We start from the raw sequence: 18,399 nt of genomic DNA, 5'->3' as shown, positions 1-18,399 counted from the left end.
AGCAAGTTTTTTATTGACGGATAGTGTTTATGCGTACGCCTTTATTTATGAGCGCGGCTGGGTTGCCGTTAGTTGTAGCAATGATGAGTATGCCGGTTCAGGCCGCAGAATTTGTGGTCACTGATATTGGCTTTAATGGTCTACAACGTCTAACACCTGATAGTTTGTATCCGGTGCTGCCTATTTCGATAGGGGATACGGTCAATGATGCAAATCTGGCTGCCAGTATCAAAGCGCTATATGCGACAGAAAACTTTGCTGACATTCAAAGCCGTATCGAAGGTGGCAAGCTGCGCTTTGATGTCATTGAACGTCCGACGATTGCAGAAGTTAACTTTGATGGCAACAAACTCATCCCAAAAGAAGGGCTTGAGCAAGGCTTAAATAATGCAGGTCTTGCTGTGGGTAATGTACTTAAGCAAGCAACCTTGCAAGGCGTTGCAAACGAGCTGCAGCAGCAATATATTAGCCAAGGTTATTATAATAGTAATATTGAAGTCGATCAGACCCTGCTCGATGGTAACCGCGTCAAACTTGACGTGCGCTTTATTGAAGGCAAGCCTGCCAAGGTCGTCGATATTAATGTTATTGGCAATAAGCACTTTAGTGATAAAGAGATTAAAGAAGTCTTTGCAGTCAAAGAGTCTTCATGGACACGTCTATTATCTAAATCTGATCGTTATGCGAAAGAAAAGCTCGCGGCAAGTTTAGAGAATCTAAAAGCCCTGTACCTAAATGATGGTTATGTGCGCTTTTCGGTAGACAATGCGGTGCTCAACATCAGTGAAGATAAGAACAGTGTGTTTATTGAGGTCAGTCTTAGTGAAGGCGAGCAATATCAGTTTGGCGAAATTAATTTCTTAGGTAAGCCGACTTTTGAAACCAGTGAGCTAAAAGAGCTGGTCACCTTTGATGCCAAAGAAAAGTACTCACAAGCCAAGCTTGATGCTACCACGGCCGCTTTAAAGAGCCGTTATGGTAATGAGGGCTATTATTTGGCGCAAATCAGACCAGTACCGCGTATCAATGATGAGACCAGAGTCGTTGATATCGATTACTATATTGATCCTGCACGTCCTATTTATGTTCGCCGTATCAATTTTACGGGTAACTTAAAAACCCAAGATGAAGTACTACGCCGCGAAATGCGTCAGTTAGAAGGGTCACTGGCTTCTAGTGACAAAATTCAGTTATCACGTACGCGTCTTATGCGTACAGGGTTCTTCAAAAATGTTAACGTCGATGTGAAGCCGGTTCCAAATCAGCCAGACCAAGTGGATATAAACTATACGGTTGAAGAGCAGCCGTCTGGTAGCTCAACCATTGCGGCAGGTTATTCACAAAGTGGTGGTGTTACTTTCCAGTTAGATCTCACGCAAAACAACTTTATGGGCACTGGTGACCGTGTGAAAGCTGCTTTGTCACGCTCAGAGACGCGTGATTCTTATAGCTTGGGTTATACGGATCCGTATTTCACAGAAAATGGTGTATCACAAGGTATTAGCGCTTATTACCGTGAAACCAAATACGACGACAGAAACGTCAGTAACTATGTTACCGATGCTTATGGCGCGACGCTGAACTATAGCTATCCAGTTGATGAAACCAAACGTGTAAGTGCTGGCTTAAACGTTGATAACACCACAGTACGTGGCGGTAGCCGTCTTGGTGTGTCAAGCGTTCAGCAGATCATAGATGACGGTGGTACGTTCGAGAAATTCAATAACGAGCAAGATGAATTCTCTGGTCGTACGGGCTTTAAAAATGATTATCAAAGCTACAACTTACTATTCGGTTGGGATTACAGCACCATAGACCGCCCAGTATTCCCAAATAAAGGCATGAGTCATACAGTCGATGCGACCATTGGTCTGGGTGATGCCAGTTATCAAAAACTGGTCTATCGTGGCAATATCTACCAACCTATTTACAAAGACTGGATAGCACGCGGTTATACCAAGCTTGGCTATGGTAACAATTTACCTTTCTATGAAAACTTCTATGCTGGTGGTTATGGTTCGGTACGTGGCTATGAAGCCTCAACGCTAGGTCCTAAATCGCAAAGCTATAATGATGCGATAAACGATGATGTTCGTTTTAAAGATGAAGAGGTTGGTGGTAATGCGTTAGTCAGCTTTGGTACTGAATTGATTTTACCAATGCCATTTAAAGGCGACTGGGCAGATCAAGTACGTCCGGTACTGTTTGCTGAAGGTGGTCAGGTATTTGATACCACTGACAAAGAAGATCGTACCTTTATTGATCCAGCTACCGGCGAAGATACGGGTGTAACTCTATTAACGCAAGACAACAAAATGCGCTTTAGTGCCGGTTTAGGCGTTACTTGGTATACGCCAATTGGTCCGATTTCTTTGAGCTATGCCGTACCTATCGGTGATAAAGAAGACGATGAGACTGAGAAAGTCCAGTTCCAAATTGGTAACACTTTCTAGTTATGTCTTATTGTTTACAGGGTTTGATTGCTATTATTTAACCCTGTAAACAAATAAAGCGTTCGTTATATTTAGCCGGTCGTCAAGATGATATCTCAACTTGGCGACCCTCTTATTCATGCCAATACTAATACTTACTATGATAACGATTGAGCAACTCATCTCCCAGATTGAGCAGCGTCAGCCTGTTCTTAACAAGGCTGAGCTTAGCCCTGAGCAGCGCCGTCTATCCTTAGAGGGTATTGGTAATTTAACCACGGCAAACTGCCGGCAGCTAAGTTTTCTGAGTAATCCTCATTATCTCTCTAGTCTGACCAATACTCATGCTGGTGCAGTACTCATCACTGAAGAGCATCATAACGAAGCGCCAAATGATACGGTGGCTTTAATCGTTGCTGTCCCTTATTTGGCTTATGCTAGTGTGAGTCAACTTTTCGCTCGTCAATATTCAGTTAGCGGTATTCATCCGACAGCCGTCATTGCCGACAGTGCCATTATTGGCAATCATGTGACTATCGGCGCTTTTTGTGTCATCGGTGAGCAGGTACAGATTGGTGACCGCTGTGTCCTTGAAGCTCACGTGGTTGTTGAAGACAACACCACCATTGGCACAGATGGCGTCATCAAACCTCAAGTGGTAATAGGACATGATTGTGTCGTTGGTCATCACGTAAGATTGTACGCTGGGGTTAGCATCGGCTCAGAAGGCTTTGGCTTTGCACCCACCAGTAATCCTAGTGTCACAGGCTGGGAACGTATTGCGCAGTTAGGGCGTGTACTAATAGGTAATCATGTACGCATTGGCAGTCATACCTGTATTGATCGCGGTGCTATCGATGATACGGTGATTGGAAATCATGTTATTATTGATAACCTCGTACAAGTGGCACACAACGTCCGTATCGGTGATGGTACGGCTATCGCTGCTCACACAGGTATCGCGGGTAGTACCAGTATTGGTAAACGCTGTATTATCGGCGGTGCGGTTGGTATTACAGGTCATATTGACATCACAGATGATGTTACCTTGTCTGCTATGACCATGGTCACCAAGTCAATCACCACTGCCGGATCCTACTCTTCTGGAACGGCTGCTATGCCAACTGCTAACTGGCGCCGTGCTGCTGTTCGTTTTCGCCAGCTTGGTCGCAACTAGCATTTAAAGATTCATAGTTAAAGAAAACTGATACTTAGATTATTTGCCATATTCAAAACCCAGCAAAGCTTTAATTTCAAGCAAGACTTTAAATACAGCAAGGAAGCGCTACTATGAGCACTAGCAATATTGATAACCCAACAGCAGAAGACATCAAAAGCTTGGCTGAACAAGGGTTAGCGTTGCCATTAACTTATCATACTTTGAAACATTATTTGCCACATCGTTACCCATTTTTATTGGTGGATAAGATAGTTGCCTGTACACCAGGTGAATGTATCACGGGCATAAAAAACGTCACCATTAACGAAGAGTTTTTTAATGGGCATTTTCCTGATGAGCCTATTATGCCAGGCGTATTAATGGTTGAGTGCATGGCGCAGGTATCAGGTGTTCTTGGTTTTATTAGTGCAGGATTGACGGCAGAAGATGGCTATTTATATCTGTTTGCAGGGGTTGATAAAGTGCGCTTTAAGCGCCGTGTTATCCCTGGTGATCAGCTGATTATCCGCTCTAAAATTGTGATGCAAAAGCAAGGTATTTATAAGTTCGATTGTACTGTGCATGTTGAAGATGAGCTTGCGGTTAGTGCGCAGATTATGATTGCCCGCCAAGAGCAATAAACCGTATGGATAACTTGAAATAATGCATAAAATATTTAGACCATGATGTGAATATCTATTTATTAGCATCATCATTTTATTTTTTAATAGAGACAGTTATAGGGTAATTAATACCACTCAGCTGTCTGTATTTGTTTTACTAATTTGCTTGCATTCGATGATACAAAGGCCTCTATTATGAGTCAGATCCATCCAACAGCACTCATCTCACCGTCTGCTACGATTGATGAAACCGCAACCATTGGCCCTTACTGTATCATCGGTGATGAGGTTACGATTGGTGCCCATACGGTATTGCATCGCCACGTGGTTGTCACTAGACTGACCCGTATCGGTGAATACAATGAGTTTTATCAATTTGCTAGTATCGGTGAAGATCCGCAAGATTTAAAATACGCAGGTGAGCGCACTTGGCTTGAGATTGGCGATCATAATACCATTCGTGAAGCCTGTAGCTTGCACCGTGGTACTGAGCAAGATGGTGGCTTGACCAAGATTGGCAGTCATAACTTGCTCATGGTCAACACTCATGTGGCTCACGATTGCTTAATTGGTAATCATAATGTATTGGCTAATAATGTTGGCGTCGCCGGTCACGTTACCATTGGTAATCATGTTATTGTCGGTGGCAATTCAGGCATTCATCAGTTTTGTACCATTGATGATTATAGTTTGGTTGGTGGTGCAACGTTGGTCTTAAAAGATGTAGCAGCCTTTACTATGGTTTCAGGTAATCCTGCTAAGGCGCACGGTCTTAACATAGAAGGCATGCGCCGCAAAGGCTGGTCTAAAGATAGTATCGATGTGTTGCGTCAAGCTTATCGTGTTGTTTTTAGATCTGGTTTAACGACAGTGCAAGCCCTTGAAGTATTAAAGCAAGATTTGCTACCAAAAGAGCCGAAAATCGAGTTTTTAATTGATTCACTACAGAAAAGCCGACGCGGGGTTGTTCGTTAATTTGTGTGTTATAAAACAGGCAGTGTGTTCGATAAAGATTCACAAGCGAAACCAAAGCTTATTGATATGAATTGTAAATATAACAAGCCATAACTAATCAGTTATGGCTTGTTATATTTACGACCACTTGACTTTTTTGGCTCCTCAGCAGAAACTTACTTATGGTTTGTAGTAAGGTTACAGCAACTTATTTTAACTAACAGCTGACTTGTGATCTCTTTGGTTATCTCAATTCATTTAACTTAATACAAATACTAAAGATGATCAAAGAGACTATTGATAAATTTTAGGAGTGGTACATGGCACAGCAAAGGGAAAATTGGTCTGGTAGAACTGGATTTATCATAGCCGCTATCGGCTCAGCGGTAGGCTTAGGTAACATATGGCGTTTTCCTTATGTGGCTTATGATAATGGTGGTGGGGCATTTATGGTGCCTTATCTTATTGCTTTACTGACAGCAGGTATTCCACTATTATTTTTAGATTATATTATAGGGCATAAATATCGTACTGCAGCGCCTCGGGCTTACAAAAAATTCTCACCATCTGGACAGTTTGTAGGGTGGTGGCAGACGCTAGTATCTTTCGTGATAGCCATTTATTACGCAGCCGTTATTGTTTGGGCTGGTAGCTATATGTTTTTCTCGTTTGGACAAAAATGGGGTGAAGACACCACGAACTTTTTCGTCAGTGACTTTGTAAAACATACAGGAGACTTAACCTCCGTATTTGTACCACAGATGTTCATAGGTTTGGTTATCGTTTGGGCATTATCCATATTAATTATGTTTGGTGGTATCCGTAAAGGTGTGGAACTCGCCAATAAAATTTGTCTGCCGTTGTTGCTAGTATTGTTTGGCGTTATGGTATATAAGGCAGTCAACTTACCGGGTGCTATCGTCGGCTTAAATGCCTTTTTTGAGCCAAACTGGGTGAAAATGAAAGATCCCAACGTCTGGCTAGCAGCTTATGGACACATCTTTTTCTCTCTATCAGTAGGTTTCGGTATTATGGTGACATATGCCTCATACTTACAGAAAAATACCAATTTAACAGGTGCCGGCTTAGTAGTTGGTTTTGCGAACTCTTCGTTTGAGCTTATTGCAGGTATTGGTATCTTTGCTGCTATTGGCTTTATGGCCGTATCAACAGGTCAAGATGTCTCTGAAGTTGCTAGCGGCGGTGTTGGACTTGCGTTCTTCGTATTCCCTAAAATCATTTCTACTATGGGTCCAAGTGGTGATTTCATTGGTTTCTTATTCTTTGGCTCTTTGGTCGTTGCTGGTATTAGCTCTCTGATCAGTATTTTAGAAGTACCCATCTCTGCTTTTCAAGAAAAATTTGATTGGTCACGTAAAAAAGCAGTTGCGGTAATATGTGGTGTGTGTGCGGTCATCTCTATCTCAGCATTTTCTACTGGTAGCTCATTGGTATTAGTAGATGTCATTGATCATTTTGCTAATAATATCGGTATCGTTGCTGGCGGTTTAATGTCAATTGTATTAATTACTTGGTTTAACCGTAATAAAATTCCAAATTTATTGGCTCACAGCAATCGTATCTCTAGTATCAAATTAGGCGGCGCTTGGATATTCATGCTAACCGTTATTACCCCAACGGTACTTACCATCGCTTTGGGTCTTAAGTTTATTGATTTGGTTAAAACACCTTATGAAGGTTATTCTTCAACTATCCTATTACTATTTGGTTGGGGCGCCGTCGTATTCTTTGGTTTAGGGGCATTTATACTAAGCCGTATGAAGGGTATCCATGATGAAGAAGATGATAAAGCTCGTGCAATTGATGAGGCGCGCTAGCCAATAAACTAAATAGTTAGCAGATAGATTAACATTTCAATAGGAATTTATTATGAGCACCTCAGCTATTATTTTTATGATTATATCAATGGTACTTATATGGGGCGGCTTGATTGCTTCCATCATACATCTAAGAAACAACCCAGATGTTCCAATGAGTCAAGTGCCAGATGATAATTTTTAAGTATTCAAGTATTAAATTTTTTAAGCATAAAGGTTTTTAATCATTAAAAGTAAATGCCAGTCAGTGTAAGCCGACTGGCATTTTTGTACTTAATATATTTGGTGGTGTTCTAAAAAGTATGCTGTTATCAGACGTAACCATAATTGATATAAAAGAACACCAAATCAAACGTCTTAAAGTGGTTATCAAGCTTTTTTGAGAAGCAACAGGTCTTTCTAACGGCTCGACGCAATCGGTGTCTTAGGCGACAATTATTACCTTCTATGCCTACCGTATGCTGCTTACCAATTTGTTTATTATCAGTCTTAAATGCGGTTATAAAGCTATCCCAGTTATCCATGTTAATAGAGTCATAACTGACTTTAAGCTGCTTAAGACGTGCTCTTAACTTCTTAGCCGTTTTTAAGTCACGCTTGCCCCAGACATAAGCGACAATCTCATTGGTAGCACGGTCATAAGCATAGATGAGCCAGACTTTACGTTTCTTGCGATACACGTAAGTCCAAAACTCATCAACCTCTAAACGTTCATAGTAGCTCTTTCTAGGCGCAATCTCATACACGGATGAGCCTATGGTGCTCAATACTTTACCAATACTGATAGACATGACAACAGCAATGTCTCTGATGCCACAACCTCTAACCGTCATCAGCCGTATCTTATCTTCTATTCTAGAGTGACAGCCTTGGTAGGTTAAGGCATGGTCACCTATGAATTGACGTTTGCAGTCCTTACACTGGTAGTTTTGCTTACCATAGCTTTTTATGCCGTTTTTCTTTAAACTGGAGCTGTGACAGTCGGGGCAGCTGATATCTATTTGTGTCTTCATAACTTCAAATATATCATCTTGCTTTGGCTGTCACCCTCCTTTATTTCCTCAGCATACTTTCTGATACACCACCATATATTTTAATAACAGGTTTGTTATTAAGTCAGAGTCTAGTCAAAGTAAATTAACGCAGATTTAGCTCAGGAACACTCTGACCACGTTTATTATAAAATTCAGTTACGAACTCATCAAATTTATCTTGTTCGATGGCGTCTCTGATACCTTGCATCAAACGTTGATAGTAACGCAGATTATGAATGGTCGCTAACTGCGCGCCCAGCATCTCTTTGCATTTATTCAAATGCGATAAATAAGCACGACTAAAATTCTGACAAGTATAACAGTCGCATTCAGGGTCTAATGGACCTTCATCGGTGCGGTATTGGCTGTTGCGTATACGTACCACGCCCGCATTTTCAGCGTCGCCTGTGACGAAGTAATGACCATTACGCGCGTTACGGGTTGGCATCACGCAATCGAACATATCAACGCCGCGTCGTACTCCTTCAACGAGGTCTTCAGGCTTACCAACACCCATCAAATAACGCGGCTTATCAGCTGGCATATCATCGGCGATGTAATCTAGGACGTCTATCATCTCTTCTTTTGGCTCGCCAACAGATAAGCCACCGATGGCATAACCGTCAAAGCCAATATCAAGCAAACCCTCAAGTGACTGCTTACGCAAATCGGCATACATACTGCCTTGGATGATGCCAAATAAGGCATTGGTACTACCAAGCTTTTTATGCTCATCAACGCAGCGTTGTCCCCAACGTAGTGACAATTCTAAAGATTTTTTGGCTTCGTCGTGGGTTGCTGGATAAGGCGTACATTCATCAAACTGCATCACGATATCTGAATTCAAGCTATATTGAATCTGCATCGATTTTTCTGGTGATAAGAAAACTTTGGCCCCATCGATAGGCGATTTAAAGGTAACCCCTTCTTCAGTGATTTTACGCATCGCACCCAGACTGAATACTTGAAAGCCACCTGAGTCTGTCAAAATCGGCTTATCCCAATGCATAAACTTATGCAGACCACCAAACTTATCAATAATATCGGTACCAGGACGCAGCCATAAATGAAAGGTATTGCCAAGGATGATATCAGCGCCAATCGCTTCGATATCACGTGGTAGCATACCTTTAACAGTACCGTAAGTACCGACTGGCATAAAGGCCGGCGTTTGTACGTCGCCATGATTGAGATGGACTGTGCCGCGGCGTGCGCGTGTGACGCCGCTGGCTGTTTTATGTAAGACAAATTGCATAAGATAACCGCTATATGAGCTATGAAAATGGTGCTAATTATAGCATTGTTAGGCTTTTTTTGGTTATTGATGTTTATTTGGTCTAGATTTCATGGGGTGTTTTTAGTCGACTATAACTAAAAGCTACAGACATCGTGATCAAGTCATTGCTAAAGTGTAAAACAGACTAAAAATCCCCGTATTAATACCTTATATGCTTTTGGGCAATGGAGATAAGTCATGACCAAAAGAAATTACTTAAAGAGCAGCTTATTGTTAAGTAGCTTATTATCGATATCAGGAGTAGCTATGGCTACCGAAGAACCAAACTATACCCTTCTATCAAAAACCGAAAACTTTGAATTACGTCGCTATGAGAATCAGCTGGTGGCGCAAACTTGGGTGTCTGGTGACCAAGATGCGGCCGGTCGTGCAGGATTTAAGGTATTGGCAGATTATATATTCGGTAATAATACGGCGCCAAGTGGAGAAAGTAGCAAGATTAGCATGACAGCGCCTGTAGCTATGAAGTTTGAAGCAAAGCAATTTAGAAATAAAAACGACGATAATGAGCCGCAAAAAATTGCCATGACCGCTCCAGTGTCTATTAAACAAGAGCAGCAACAAAACAATGGTAAATGGCGAGTACAATTTACTATGCTGAGTCAATATACGATGCAGACACTACCCAAACCAAATAATCCAGACATCAAAATTATCAAAGTGCCAGCGCAGACTTATGGCGTTATTAAGTTTTCAGGACTTGCTGGTAGTGAAAGGGTGGCTGCCAAAACAGCAGAATTACAATCTTGGATGCAGAAGCAAAAATTAACAGTGATAGGCACCCCTGAACTGGCACGTTATAATCCACCTTGGACACTGCCTTTTATGCGCCGTAATGAAATTATGATTGCTTATCAACCAAAATAACCTATTATTAATAAAAATAACCCATAAAAAAGACAGCATTTGCTGTCTTTTTTATATCTAATTTCAGAAAATTTGGTTTAGCTGTTTTGCTCGCGGATGATATTGAGCATACGGCGTAATGGCTCAGCTGCGCCCCATAATAGTTGGTCTCCGACGGTAAATGCGCCTAGATACTCAGGTCCCATATTCAGCTTACGCAGGCGACCTAATGCGACCGTCAAATTACCGGTCACTGCCACAGGCGTTAAGCGATTCATAGTCGCTTCTTTATCGTCTTCTACCACGTCCAACCATTCGTTACCGCTATTTTTCAATGCCGCTTCGATTTCTTCTAGCGGAATATCTTTTTTAAGCTTGATGGTTAAGCCTTGTGCATGACAGCGCATGGCGCCAACGCGCACACACATGCCATCGATAGCAATCTTATCTGCTTCAGAGTTGCCAAGGATTTTATTGGTTTCAACGCCACCTTTCCACTCTTCACGAGATTGTTTGTTTTCAAGCTGAGAATCGATATAAGGAATTAAGCTACCGGCTAATGGCACGCCGAAGTATTGTTTAGGGAAATCGTCTGAGCGTTGAGTCTGAGCAATTTTCTTATCAATCTCAAGAATGGCGCTGGCAGGATTGGCAAGCTCGTCTTTGACGGCATCATGCAATATACCCATACCTGCGATAAGCTCGCGCATGTTGTTGGCACCTGAACCACTAGCGGCTTGATACGTCATGGCGCTGACCCATTCGACCCAGCCTTTATTGAACAATTCACCAATCGCCATTAGCATTAATGAAACGGTACAGTTACCACCGATAAAGTCCTTTTTACCCTCAGCAAGTGCACTATCGATAACGCTACGGTTAACCGGATCAAGAATGATGATGCTGTCATCTTCCATGCGTAATGTACTTGCCGCATCAATCCAATAGCCAGTCCAGCCACTGTCACGCAGTGGTTGATGGACCTTTGAGGTATAGTCGCCACCTTGGCAGGTAATAATGACATCACAAGCGGTAAGGGCGTCAATATCATGAGCATCTTGTAGTTGGCTGGTCTTAATACCATCAAAACTTGGCGCATCACCGCCTGCATTACTGGTTGAAAAAAACACCGGTGTAATACCGTCAAAGTCTTTTTCTTCCATCATACGTTGTAACAATACTGACCCGACCATACCGCGCCAGCCTACCAAGCCCACTGTTAAATTACTCATCAAACTCAATCCTTTTTACAATAAATTGTTGCATCGCCAACCAATAACAATGCCGTGAATAGCCCCAAAAAGCAAGGTTTTTTGACTGGTTTCGCGGGTTTTACTAACACTATTAACTATGCTGGTGATAACTTTGAGTTATGGTCAGGACTCAAAATAGGCTAATAAACTAGAAATGATAGCAATTCTTAGTAAAGTATGAACTTTGCTCAATATAGTTAATCCACTTTTAAAAGGGTACATAACTACTGGGGTTAATGATTCGCATCTTCTGTCTGCATAGGCACAGCAAGCAATGAAAATTAACCTAGTGCTTGATAATATTTACATTTCTTTTGTTTACGATCGACTATAGCATAAGCCTAAATGCAAGCATTATCATTGTAATTTTTTATAGTGTCTATTGGATAATTAATGTTCAGTAGTAGGTGCTGGTCGTTTGACATGCTAAAGTAAGCCCATATGCTAAGTCTGCATGATTTATGATCTATAAGCTGCTTATGTTGCTATCATAAATGCAGAACAGTAATAATAAATACAATCACTGGCTTAGCCATTCATTTGATAAGTGGTCGATACACATTATGGATTTCTCATTTCTATACTATGGTGCACAAGGACTGGCAGGGCTTGTCACATTTGTCACCATATGGGGCTGGCTGCCGCTAGACAACTGGTGGGTACGCGGTGTGGATTTCCCTCGTATCCAAATCATGATACTAGGGATCATTGCATGGATCGGTATGGTGGCATTTGGCTCAGACTGGCAATTGGTACAGTGGCTGCTGTTTGGGGCGTTGAGTATTGCCTTAGCCTTTCAGTTTAGAATGGTATTGCCGTACACCATGCTATGGAAAAAAGAAGTACTAAATGCTAAAGACAAGCCGGATGTGCAAGAACATCAGTTAAAAATCATGGTCTCAAATGTATTGACGACCAATGACGACACCTACAAATTGGTTGAATTGGTACAACGGAAGCAGCCTGATATTTTGATTACTTTAGAGAGTGATGAGAAATGGGAGAAGGCGCTGAATCAAATCGAAGCCGATTATTCATATACCGTAAAAGTACCCTTAGACAATTTATACGGTATGCATCTTTATTCTAAGCTTGAGCTGATAGACCCTGAAGTTAAATATCTAATCATCGATGACATACCGTCTATTCATACTCAGCTGCGTTTGCAGGGCGGGCGCGTCATTTGGCTGTACTGCTTGCATCCGATGCCACCAAGTCCAACGGAAGCAGACAAATCTACTACCCGCGATGCAGAGCTGCTGATGGTTGGCAAGCATATTAAAGACAATGAGCAGACTGCCATACTAGCAGGGGATCTTAATGATGTCGCTTGGTCAAAGACTACTCGTCGCTTTCAGCGTATTTCAGGTCTACTAGATCCTCGTATCGGGCGGCATTTTATCAATACCTTTCACGTCGATTATCCATTTTTACGTTGGGCGCTCGATCATCTTTTTCATAGTCCTTGTTTTACGGTTATTGATATTCAACGTTTACCCTCGATTGGCTCTGATCACTTTCCGGTGCTGACAACATTGCAATATGAGCCAGAAAAGGCGAGTAAACAGGAAGACAATGCTCCTAGTGAACAAGCAGAAGACTCTAAAGAAACAGAGAATAAAATCAAAGCGGGTAAAAAAGAGGGCAGTAAACTATCTAAAGAGCACGCAGAAGCACAGAATAATAGCAATTGATAACAAAGCTAAACTAGGTCATAAACTTTCTTGAATTGCTCGATAAAGACGTAAGCAAATGCTTACATCAAATAAGGTCTTTAGCCTCTAGTTGCAGCACATTAATTGTCTTAGAATACACCCATCAACACAAGGATACGCAAGGATGTGGTGTTGAGACAGTATCAATAATAGGACAGGACAGCCCACTGGCTCATGGATTACTGTTTATGACTTAGGATGAGTCAACACGGAAGAGATAATAATAACAATATGAAATACCAAAGCCCTGAACCAATCGCCCTAGGTTCGGGGCTTTTCTTTGTGTGTAAGATATTGATCTATAGGTTTTTGCTCGTTATTCTTATACTCGAATATTCATATGTTCGGTATTATTTTGAGTAATAAAAAAGGGTATCTGCATTAGCATATACCCTTTTTCAACACGTTTTATCAGCTATTAGTTAAGCATGGATTAACCCAATACTTGAATATAAGCGCCAGCACGTAGCTCTTGCAACCAATCTTCCTTCGCCTGCGGTGCTAAACGTTGATATAGTGCTTGACGTGCCATAGTACGACGATACTCATCGCTGACATCTTGTTGACGTTTACCTTCAACTTTAAGTATGTGCCAACCAAATTGCGTTTTAAACGGAGCAGAATAGTCACCGACTGCGGTGTTTTTCATCATCGTTTCAAACGGACCAATCATTTGATCTTCACCAACCCAATCTAGATCGCCACCACGTCCTGCTGAACCAGGATCGTCTGAATAGGTTGATGCCAAACTTGCAAAATCTGCCCCATTACGTAGCTGGCTATAGAGGTCATTGATTTTTTGCTCGGCAAGGGCGTCCGTTTGCAGCTCATCAACTTTGACCAAGATATGGCTGGTATTCCACTGAGGGACAAGCATGGTATCACTGGCTTTTTTATTAGCAAGCTTGATGATGTCAATGCCTTCAGGCGTGATTAAAGGGGCACTCACAGCGCCAACCTCAAGCTTGGTAATCTCGCTAGATAGCTCAGTTGGGAGGGCAGCGGCTTTATGAAAGCCCATATCACCACCTTGTAGTGGGATAGGGTAATTGCCTTGACTGGCTACAATGGCTTCAGCCACATCGACATTTGGCACTAGAAGGCGCGTACGTAGATTTTGCGCCACTTTTAAGGCGTCGTTACGCTGCGCCTCTGATAGGCGGCTATAGTCATCTATATATGGAACGCGGACATGGACAGTCTGATACTCACTTTGATTCAAGCGTTTGGCTTCAGGTGATGCCAAAAATGCGTCAATATCTTGTTCGCTAATGCGCACGCGATTGGTGATTTGACGCTGTTGTAAGGCTTGAATCGCTGTATCTTCAATCAGCTGCGCGCGCAAAGTCGCGTAGCTGCCCGATTGCGCTGAGTCTAAGCGCTGCTGTAAAGCTGCGATGCTACTTAGCCCTTCCGCTTTTGCTATTTGTTCCAAGCGCTTATTGATAGCCGCTTCGTCAGGATTTAACCCAACACGTTTAATCAAAGACAGCTGTAGCTCACGCAAGATAAGGGCGTTTAATACTTCTGACTGTAACTGTGCTGAATTGGCGATAGGTTCGCCTGCAGCCTTTGCACGTGCCTGTGTCTGAGCAATAGCAGCAACAAGATCACTTTTTAAAATCGCATTTTCATTCACCAATGCAATGATGCCATCTGTACTATTGGCAGGCGTTAAACGAGCCACGCTATTTTTTTGAGTTGTCGTCGCTTGCGCTTTTGCAGCGTTCACCGTTGCTGCTTGGGCGCTAACGCTCAGGGTAAGAGCAGTCATTAAACCCATAGATAGGACTACTGCTTGGCTTGTTTGGCGTAAAGAAAAAAATCTCATGATGCTCCTCATCAATGTCATTGCATCGGATGGTAATCGGTTAAATCCACTCGCCATACTTTAAGTATCAAACAATGTTAATGCTAAAAATATTAATACTAAAGTAGTGGCTAAGGTTGTTTATAATAGAATTCAAATCATTTTATACCACACATAATAGGCTATAAATTAGGCTTGTCTCTCATTATGTTTTTAATCTTTCCATGCGCTTTGAACAGGCTCAAAGCCTAACACTTTATCAGCCAGCAAGCGCGTTAGACGACTGCTACCGCTGCCAAGACCACTCAATCTCACTTCTGCCATAATTGCTTGTGTGGGTTTGTCGGCAATATTTAAGTCATTATAGTAACGACGACCATACACCGCAAAGCCAAAACAGCAATCCTCATAATCGATTCCAATCAGTGAATCGAGCATCTGATTGCGATTATAGTCATATTGACCTTGGGCCAATACACGCCAGTTGTTATTAATTGGGAAAACTGCTGACGCTGTCAATGCCGACAATGGCAGCTGGTTGGTGTTTTCATCACGTTGACGTTTGATAAAGCCTACATTAAATAGGCTGTTGTCAGAGGGCTGATAACGTAATTCAGTGGTAATATGATTTAAATCATAGCTGTTGGTCAGCGCGCCACTCACATCAATCCAGACATTATTGTAAGGCTGGGTACTGGTATCCCAAACCAATCCTGAAGAGGATGAGGTAAAGACAGGTTTTGTATTATCAAGCGTAACGCGTCCATCATCGAGATAAAATTGCTCACCAATGCTACCATCAAAACGTGTCACGCCCGTTGCATCGATGTAACGATAGTTAATGCCTGGGGTAAAAGCGTGTAAATCTTGCAAGCGATCATGTCCCAAGAACCAGCTGTCTGAAAACAGTTGCTCATAATTGATGGAGGCAATACGAGTATTAAAGTTTGGAATATCATTTTGGTCTTGGTAAGGCGAGTAGGTATATTTTAAACGTGGGCTAAGCAGGCGATAACCGCCTAAGGTATCGTCAAATGCACCAAACGGCGAACCTGCTTGATAAAAATGCAAACCTGCATCAATACTGGCTTGGGGAACAAACACTGATTGGCTGCCATCATCTTTACCCAATGAATTGTCCACCAAGCTGTCTTGATCATAAGTGGTAAACAGGTGCTGTAAGCTTAGCTTTGGCTTGATATAACCCCATGAATTCTCCATAGGGTAAGAGGCGCTGAGTTTATTATAAAAACGCGTGCCACTTTTTTCACTCTCAGAACCATCATCGATGGATTTTTTAAAATAAGCAGAGTCACTTACGCCAGTAATATCAAAATTCTTCGCCCAAGGCAGGCGATAATCAAGTTTGAGCTGCGGCAGGCGTGAGTAAGGTTTGTCTTTATCTTGCAATATCTGCCCGTTACCATTCAGCGCATCAAGTGTTTGGAAGGTTTCTACTTTTAGCTCACCATCGACATAATCATTATAATAATTCAACTGCGCGCGGCGCGGTAGATTTAGGGTGTTATCTGATAACCCTAGCGTATCAAAATCATTGAGGTAGTCGGCATCTGACACGTAGCTGTATTTGGCCTCACCACTCAGACGTGGAATGCTGGTAGATGACCAATAATGATCATAAAATAAACTGCGGCGGTCTTCGCCATCGTATTCTTTATCATTAGGCAAATAGGAACCATTAAAGATACCCTCGCCATAATTCTCGGTTAAATAGCGAAACTCGCCAGATAGCATGGGATTACGGGTGCTATAGATATGCGTGCTGAGCGTAGCATCATAGTTGGGTGCTAGATTGAAGTAGTAAGGTACATCAATTTCAAGCCCATTTTCACTACTGATACTTGCATTGGGCAATAAAAACCCACTACCGCGTCGACTGTCTATCGGAAAGTTAAAATATGGCAGGTAAAATACGGGCACATCGGCAATACGGAAAGTGGTATTGTAGGCTTCACCGCGTCCTGTTTCGGTGTCTAAATCTATGCTTTTGGCATCAAATTGCCACTTACGATTGGTCGGAGGACAGGTGCTATACATGACCTCATCCAATTCATACTGGCTCTCATTCGGTCGGTTTAAGCGCTTGGCATAACCATGTGATTGTAGCTCAACACTGGCAAAAGCGACATTCGTAGCAGTAGATTGCCCCGTTTCAGTATTATAATTCAAATCGTCAGCGACACCGATGAGACCACCTTGCGCCGCTTTTTCAGTGAGGCTGGTTCTACCGTTTTGTTGAGTGCGGTCTTGTGCTCCAGTCGCAGAAGCATTGCCGGTGGCTTGATCCGTAAACATCACGTTACCTTGCGCTGCCGCCACCCCGTTACTTAAGTCCAGTACGATTTTTTCGGCTTCAATATGCTGAGTCCCTTGGTCAATGATGACATTACCTGATAGCTCGGCATAATCGACACTATCGTAGTAGCCATAATCTGATTCTGCAAATAGCGGCGCTTGATTATTGGGCAGACCGTTTAAATTTGGTGCTGGTTGACCATTACTGGCGCCTGCTTCATTGATAGCCCGTTGATAATTGGGATTTTTCTTAGGATAAACCCATTGACCTTCGCAGCGCTCAGCGCTATCGACAGTGTTTGGCAGCAGTTGCAGGTTGCTGCCGACAGTTGGAATGTTGGTGGTTACAGGTGTCAGGCTATTTTGATTGCTGTTTACTGTTGAAGCGCTCGTCTCTGGCGTCAGCTCATAAAACTCTGCTAAACGTTTAAGGCTTTCTTGAATACTCTCATCATTGGTATCAATTCGACGATTACCAGCTTTTGATGGGTTGCCTGTATTTACTGGGGCAACGCGGCTATCTTGGCTCGTCTTGTTACGATCATTAATCTCAGTGATATTGCTATTATTTACAGCCGCGTCATTACCTAAAGTAGCCTCACTACTCAAACTGGCTTTTTTATAGGCTGCTGACTGCTGACTGTCGCTTTGATAGCGGATGTCTTGATTGATTTCATTATTAAAACCAGCATCAATATTGGCATCAGTTGCTACGTCATCGGCATACTGGTTTGAGCTATCAGCCACCAATGGCTCAGGCATCATCGAGTCAGTCTGATTGATAGCGGCACTAACGGTCAGGCTCGATAAGCCTAGCGCGCCAAATAAAATCAAACGGATGCTTTGGTAAAGCGGAGAATATAACAAGGGCACACCTATGATTTGTAGAGCCTATTGGATTGCAATATATCGTCTATCAAGCCTATTTTAGACAGCTACAGCGCTTTATAAACGAATAATAAATAATATAATCTTAAAAGTTGGGACGTTTTACATATAATGACGACTAATCATAGTCAAAAAAAACCAAATCAGCTACACTATTTATCAAATTATCAAAGTTTATTAGATAGCCATGCAATTTTTAAGAGAGCAGCGACTGTGCAATAAGCGCCCACTATT

13 protein-coding genes are annotated in these 18,399 nt (G+C 42.3%); 8 read left to right on the top strand and 5 right to left on the bottom strand.

Annotation, left to right across the window (positions count from 1 at the left end; translation table 11 throughout):
* Window positions 1–29 precede the first annotated feature (29 nt).
* The 6 genes from bamA to JMW90_RS01885 all read left to right on the top strand — a co-directional run bounded on the left by bamA (window position 30) and on the right by JMW90_RS01885 (window position 7,190).
* Entirely contained in the window at window positions 30–2,453 is a 2,424-nt protein-coding gene (bamA, locus tag JMW90_RS01910) for an outer membrane protein assembly factor BamA (RefSeq protein ID WP_201561429.1), read from the top strand.
* A 139-nt stretch (window positions 2,454–2,592) separates the two neighbouring features.
* On the top strand, window positions 2,593–3,609 hold the full coding sequence (gene lpxD, locus JMW90_RS01905) for a UDP-3-O-(3-hydroxymyristoyl)glucosamine N-acyltransferase (protein ID WP_201561486.1): 1,017 nt from the start codon (window positions 2,593–2,595) through the stop codon (window positions 3,607–3,609).
* A 113-nt stretch (window positions 3,610–3,722) separates the two neighbouring features.
* The gene (gene fabZ / locus JMW90_RS01900; protein WP_227691829.1) at window positions 3,723–4,232 is read left to right on the top strand and encodes a 3-hydroxyacyl-ACP dehydratase FabZ; all 510 of its coding nucleotides are present in this window, start codon (window positions 3,723–3,725) and stop codon (window positions 4,230–4,232) included.
* 177 nt (window positions 4,233–4,409) lie between these two features.
* The gene (lpxA, locus tag JMW90_RS01895) at window positions 4,410–5,189 is read left to right on the top strand and encodes an acyl-ACP--UDP-N-acetylglucosamine O-acyltransferase (protein ID WP_201561428.1); all 780 of its coding nucleotides are present in this window, start codon (window positions 4,410–4,412) and stop codon (window positions 5,187–5,189) included.
* 299 nt (window positions 5,190–5,488) lie between these two features.
* The gene (locus JMW90_RS01890) at window positions 5,489–7,006 is read left to right on the top strand and encodes a sodium-dependent transporter (RefSeq protein ID WP_201561427.1); all 1,518 of its coding nucleotides are present in this window, start codon (window positions 5,489–5,491) and stop codon (window positions 7,004–7,006) included.
* Between the two features lie 52 nt (window positions 7,007–7,058).
* Window positions 7,059–7,190 (top strand): methionine/alanine import family NSS transporter small subunit, encoded by a 132-nt coding sequence (locus JMW90_RS01885; protein ID WP_201543419.1) that lies wholly within the window; start codon window positions 7,059–7,061, stop codon window positions 7,188–7,190.
* Between the two features lie 127 nt (window positions 7,191–7,317).
* On the opposite strand, the gene JMW90_RS01880 is transcribed toward JMW90_RS01885, so the two are convergent.
* Together JMW90_RS01880 and tgt are read right to left on the bottom strand one after the other, a co-directional pair.
* The gene (locus JMW90_RS01880; protein ID WP_201561426.1) at window positions 7,318–8,019 is read right to left on the bottom strand and encodes an IS1 family transposase; all 702 of its coding nucleotides are present in this window, start codon (window positions 8,017–8,019) and stop codon (window positions 7,318–7,320) included.
* A 124-nt stretch (window positions 8,020–8,143) separates the two neighbouring features.
* Window positions 8,144–9,295: a tRNA guanosine(34) transglycosylase Tgt gene (gene tgt, locus JMW90_RS01875; protein WP_201561425.1), complete on the bottom strand. Its 1,152-nt coding sequence runs from the start codon at window positions 9,293–9,295 to the stop codon at window positions 8,144–8,146.
* A 288-nt stretch (window positions 9,296–9,583) separates the two neighbouring features.
* On the opposite strand from tgt, the gene JMW90_RS01870 reads away from it, so the two are divergent.
* Entirely contained in the window at window positions 9,584–10,204 is a 621-nt protein-coding gene (locus tag JMW90_RS01870) for an SOUL family heme-binding protein (RefSeq protein ID WP_265089211.1), read from the top strand.
* 77 nt (window positions 10,205–10,281) lie between these two features.
* On the opposite strand, the gene asd is transcribed toward JMW90_RS01870, so the two are convergent.
* Complete coding sequence (gene asd / locus JMW90_RS01865; RefSeq protein ID WP_201561423.1) at window positions 10,282–11,415, bottom strand: aspartate-semialdehyde dehydrogenase; 1,134 nt, start codon at window positions 11,413–11,415, stop codon at window positions 10,282–10,284.
* A 584-nt stretch (window positions 11,416–11,999) separates the two neighbouring features.
* On the opposite strand from asd, the gene JMW90_RS01860 reads away from it, so the two are divergent.
* Entirely contained in the window at window positions 12,000–13,130 is a 1,131-nt protein-coding gene (locus tag JMW90_RS01860) for an endonuclease/exonuclease/phosphatase family protein (protein ID WP_201561422.1), read from the top strand.
* A gap of 454 nt (window positions 13,131–13,584) precedes the next feature.
* On the opposite strand, the gene JMW90_RS01855 is transcribed toward JMW90_RS01860, so the two are convergent.
* Both JMW90_RS01855 and JMW90_RS01850 read right to left on the bottom strand, forming a co-directional pair.
* Window positions 13,585–14,982, bottom strand: a complete 1,398-nt coding sequence (locus JMW90_RS01855) for a peptidylprolyl isomerase (RefSeq protein WP_201561421.1) — start codon at window positions 14,980–14,982, stop codon at window positions 13,585–13,587.
* 192 nt (window positions 14,983–15,174) lie between these two features.
* Window positions 15,175–18,144: an LPS-assembly protein LptD gene (locus JMW90_RS01850; RefSeq protein ID WP_201561420.1), complete on the bottom strand. Its 2,970-nt coding sequence runs from the start codon at window positions 18,142–18,144 to the stop codon at window positions 15,175–15,177.
* Between the last annotated feature and the right edge of the window lie 255 nt (window positions 18,145–18,399).

It is taken from the genome of Psychrobacter glacincola (genome assembly GCF_904846215.1).
GTDB lineage: Bacteria > Pseudomonadota > Gammaproteobacteria > Pseudomonadales > Moraxellaceae > Psychrobacter > Psychrobacter glacincola.
The sequence above is the reverse complement of the archived record's forward strand: the minus strand, read 5'-3'. Positions and strand labels throughout refer to the sequence as shown.

What these genes read in the sequence shown, in the direction of transcription:
- bamA (WP_201561429.1), top strand. Translation starts at nt 30, where the DNA reads ATGCGTACGCCTTTATTTATGAGCGCGGCTGGGTTGCCGTTAGTTGTA.
- lpxD (WP_201561486.1), top strand. Translation starts at nt 2,593, where the DNA reads ATGATAACGATTGAGCAACTCATCTCCCAGATTGAGCAGCGTCAGCCT.
- fabZ (WP_227691829.1), top strand. Translation starts at nt 3,723, where the DNA reads ATGAGCACTAGCAATATTGATAACCCAACAGCAGAAGACATCAAAAGC.
- lpxA (WP_201561428.1), top strand. Translation starts at nt 4,410, where the DNA reads ATGAGTCAGATCCATCCAACAGCACTCATCTCACCGTCTGCTACGATT.
- JMW90_RS01890 (WP_201561427.1), top strand. Translation starts at nt 5,489, where the DNA reads ATGGCACAGCAAAGGGAAAATTGGTCTGGTAGAACTGGATTTATCATA.
- JMW90_RS01885 (WP_201543419.1), top strand. Translation starts at nt 7,059, where the DNA reads ATGAGCACCTCAGCTATTATTTTTATGATTATATCAATGGTACTTATA.
- JMW90_RS01880 (WP_201561426.1), bottom strand. Translation starts at nt 8,019, where the DNA reads ATGAAGACACAAATAGATATCAGCTGCCCCGACTGTCACAGCTCCAGT.
- tgt (WP_201561425.1), bottom strand. Translation starts at nt 9,295, where the DNA reads ATGCAATTTGTCTTACATAAAACAGCCAGCGGCGTCACACGCGCACGC.
- JMW90_RS01870 (WP_265089211.1), top strand. Translation starts at nt 9,584, where the DNA reads ATGGCTACCGAAGAACCAAACTATACCCTTCTATCAAAAACCGAAAAC.
- asd (WP_201561423.1), bottom strand. Translation starts at nt 11,415, where the DNA reads ATGAGTAATTTAACAGTGGGCTTGGTAGGCTGGCGCGGTATGGTCGGG.
- JMW90_RS01860 (WP_201561422.1), top strand. Translation starts at nt 12,000, where the DNA reads ATGGATTTCTCATTTCTATACTATGGTGCACAAGGACTGGCAGGGCTT.
- JMW90_RS01855 (WP_201561421.1), bottom strand. Translation starts at nt 14,982, where the DNA reads ATGAGATTTTTTTCTTTACGCCAAACAAGCCAAGCAGTAGTCCTATCT.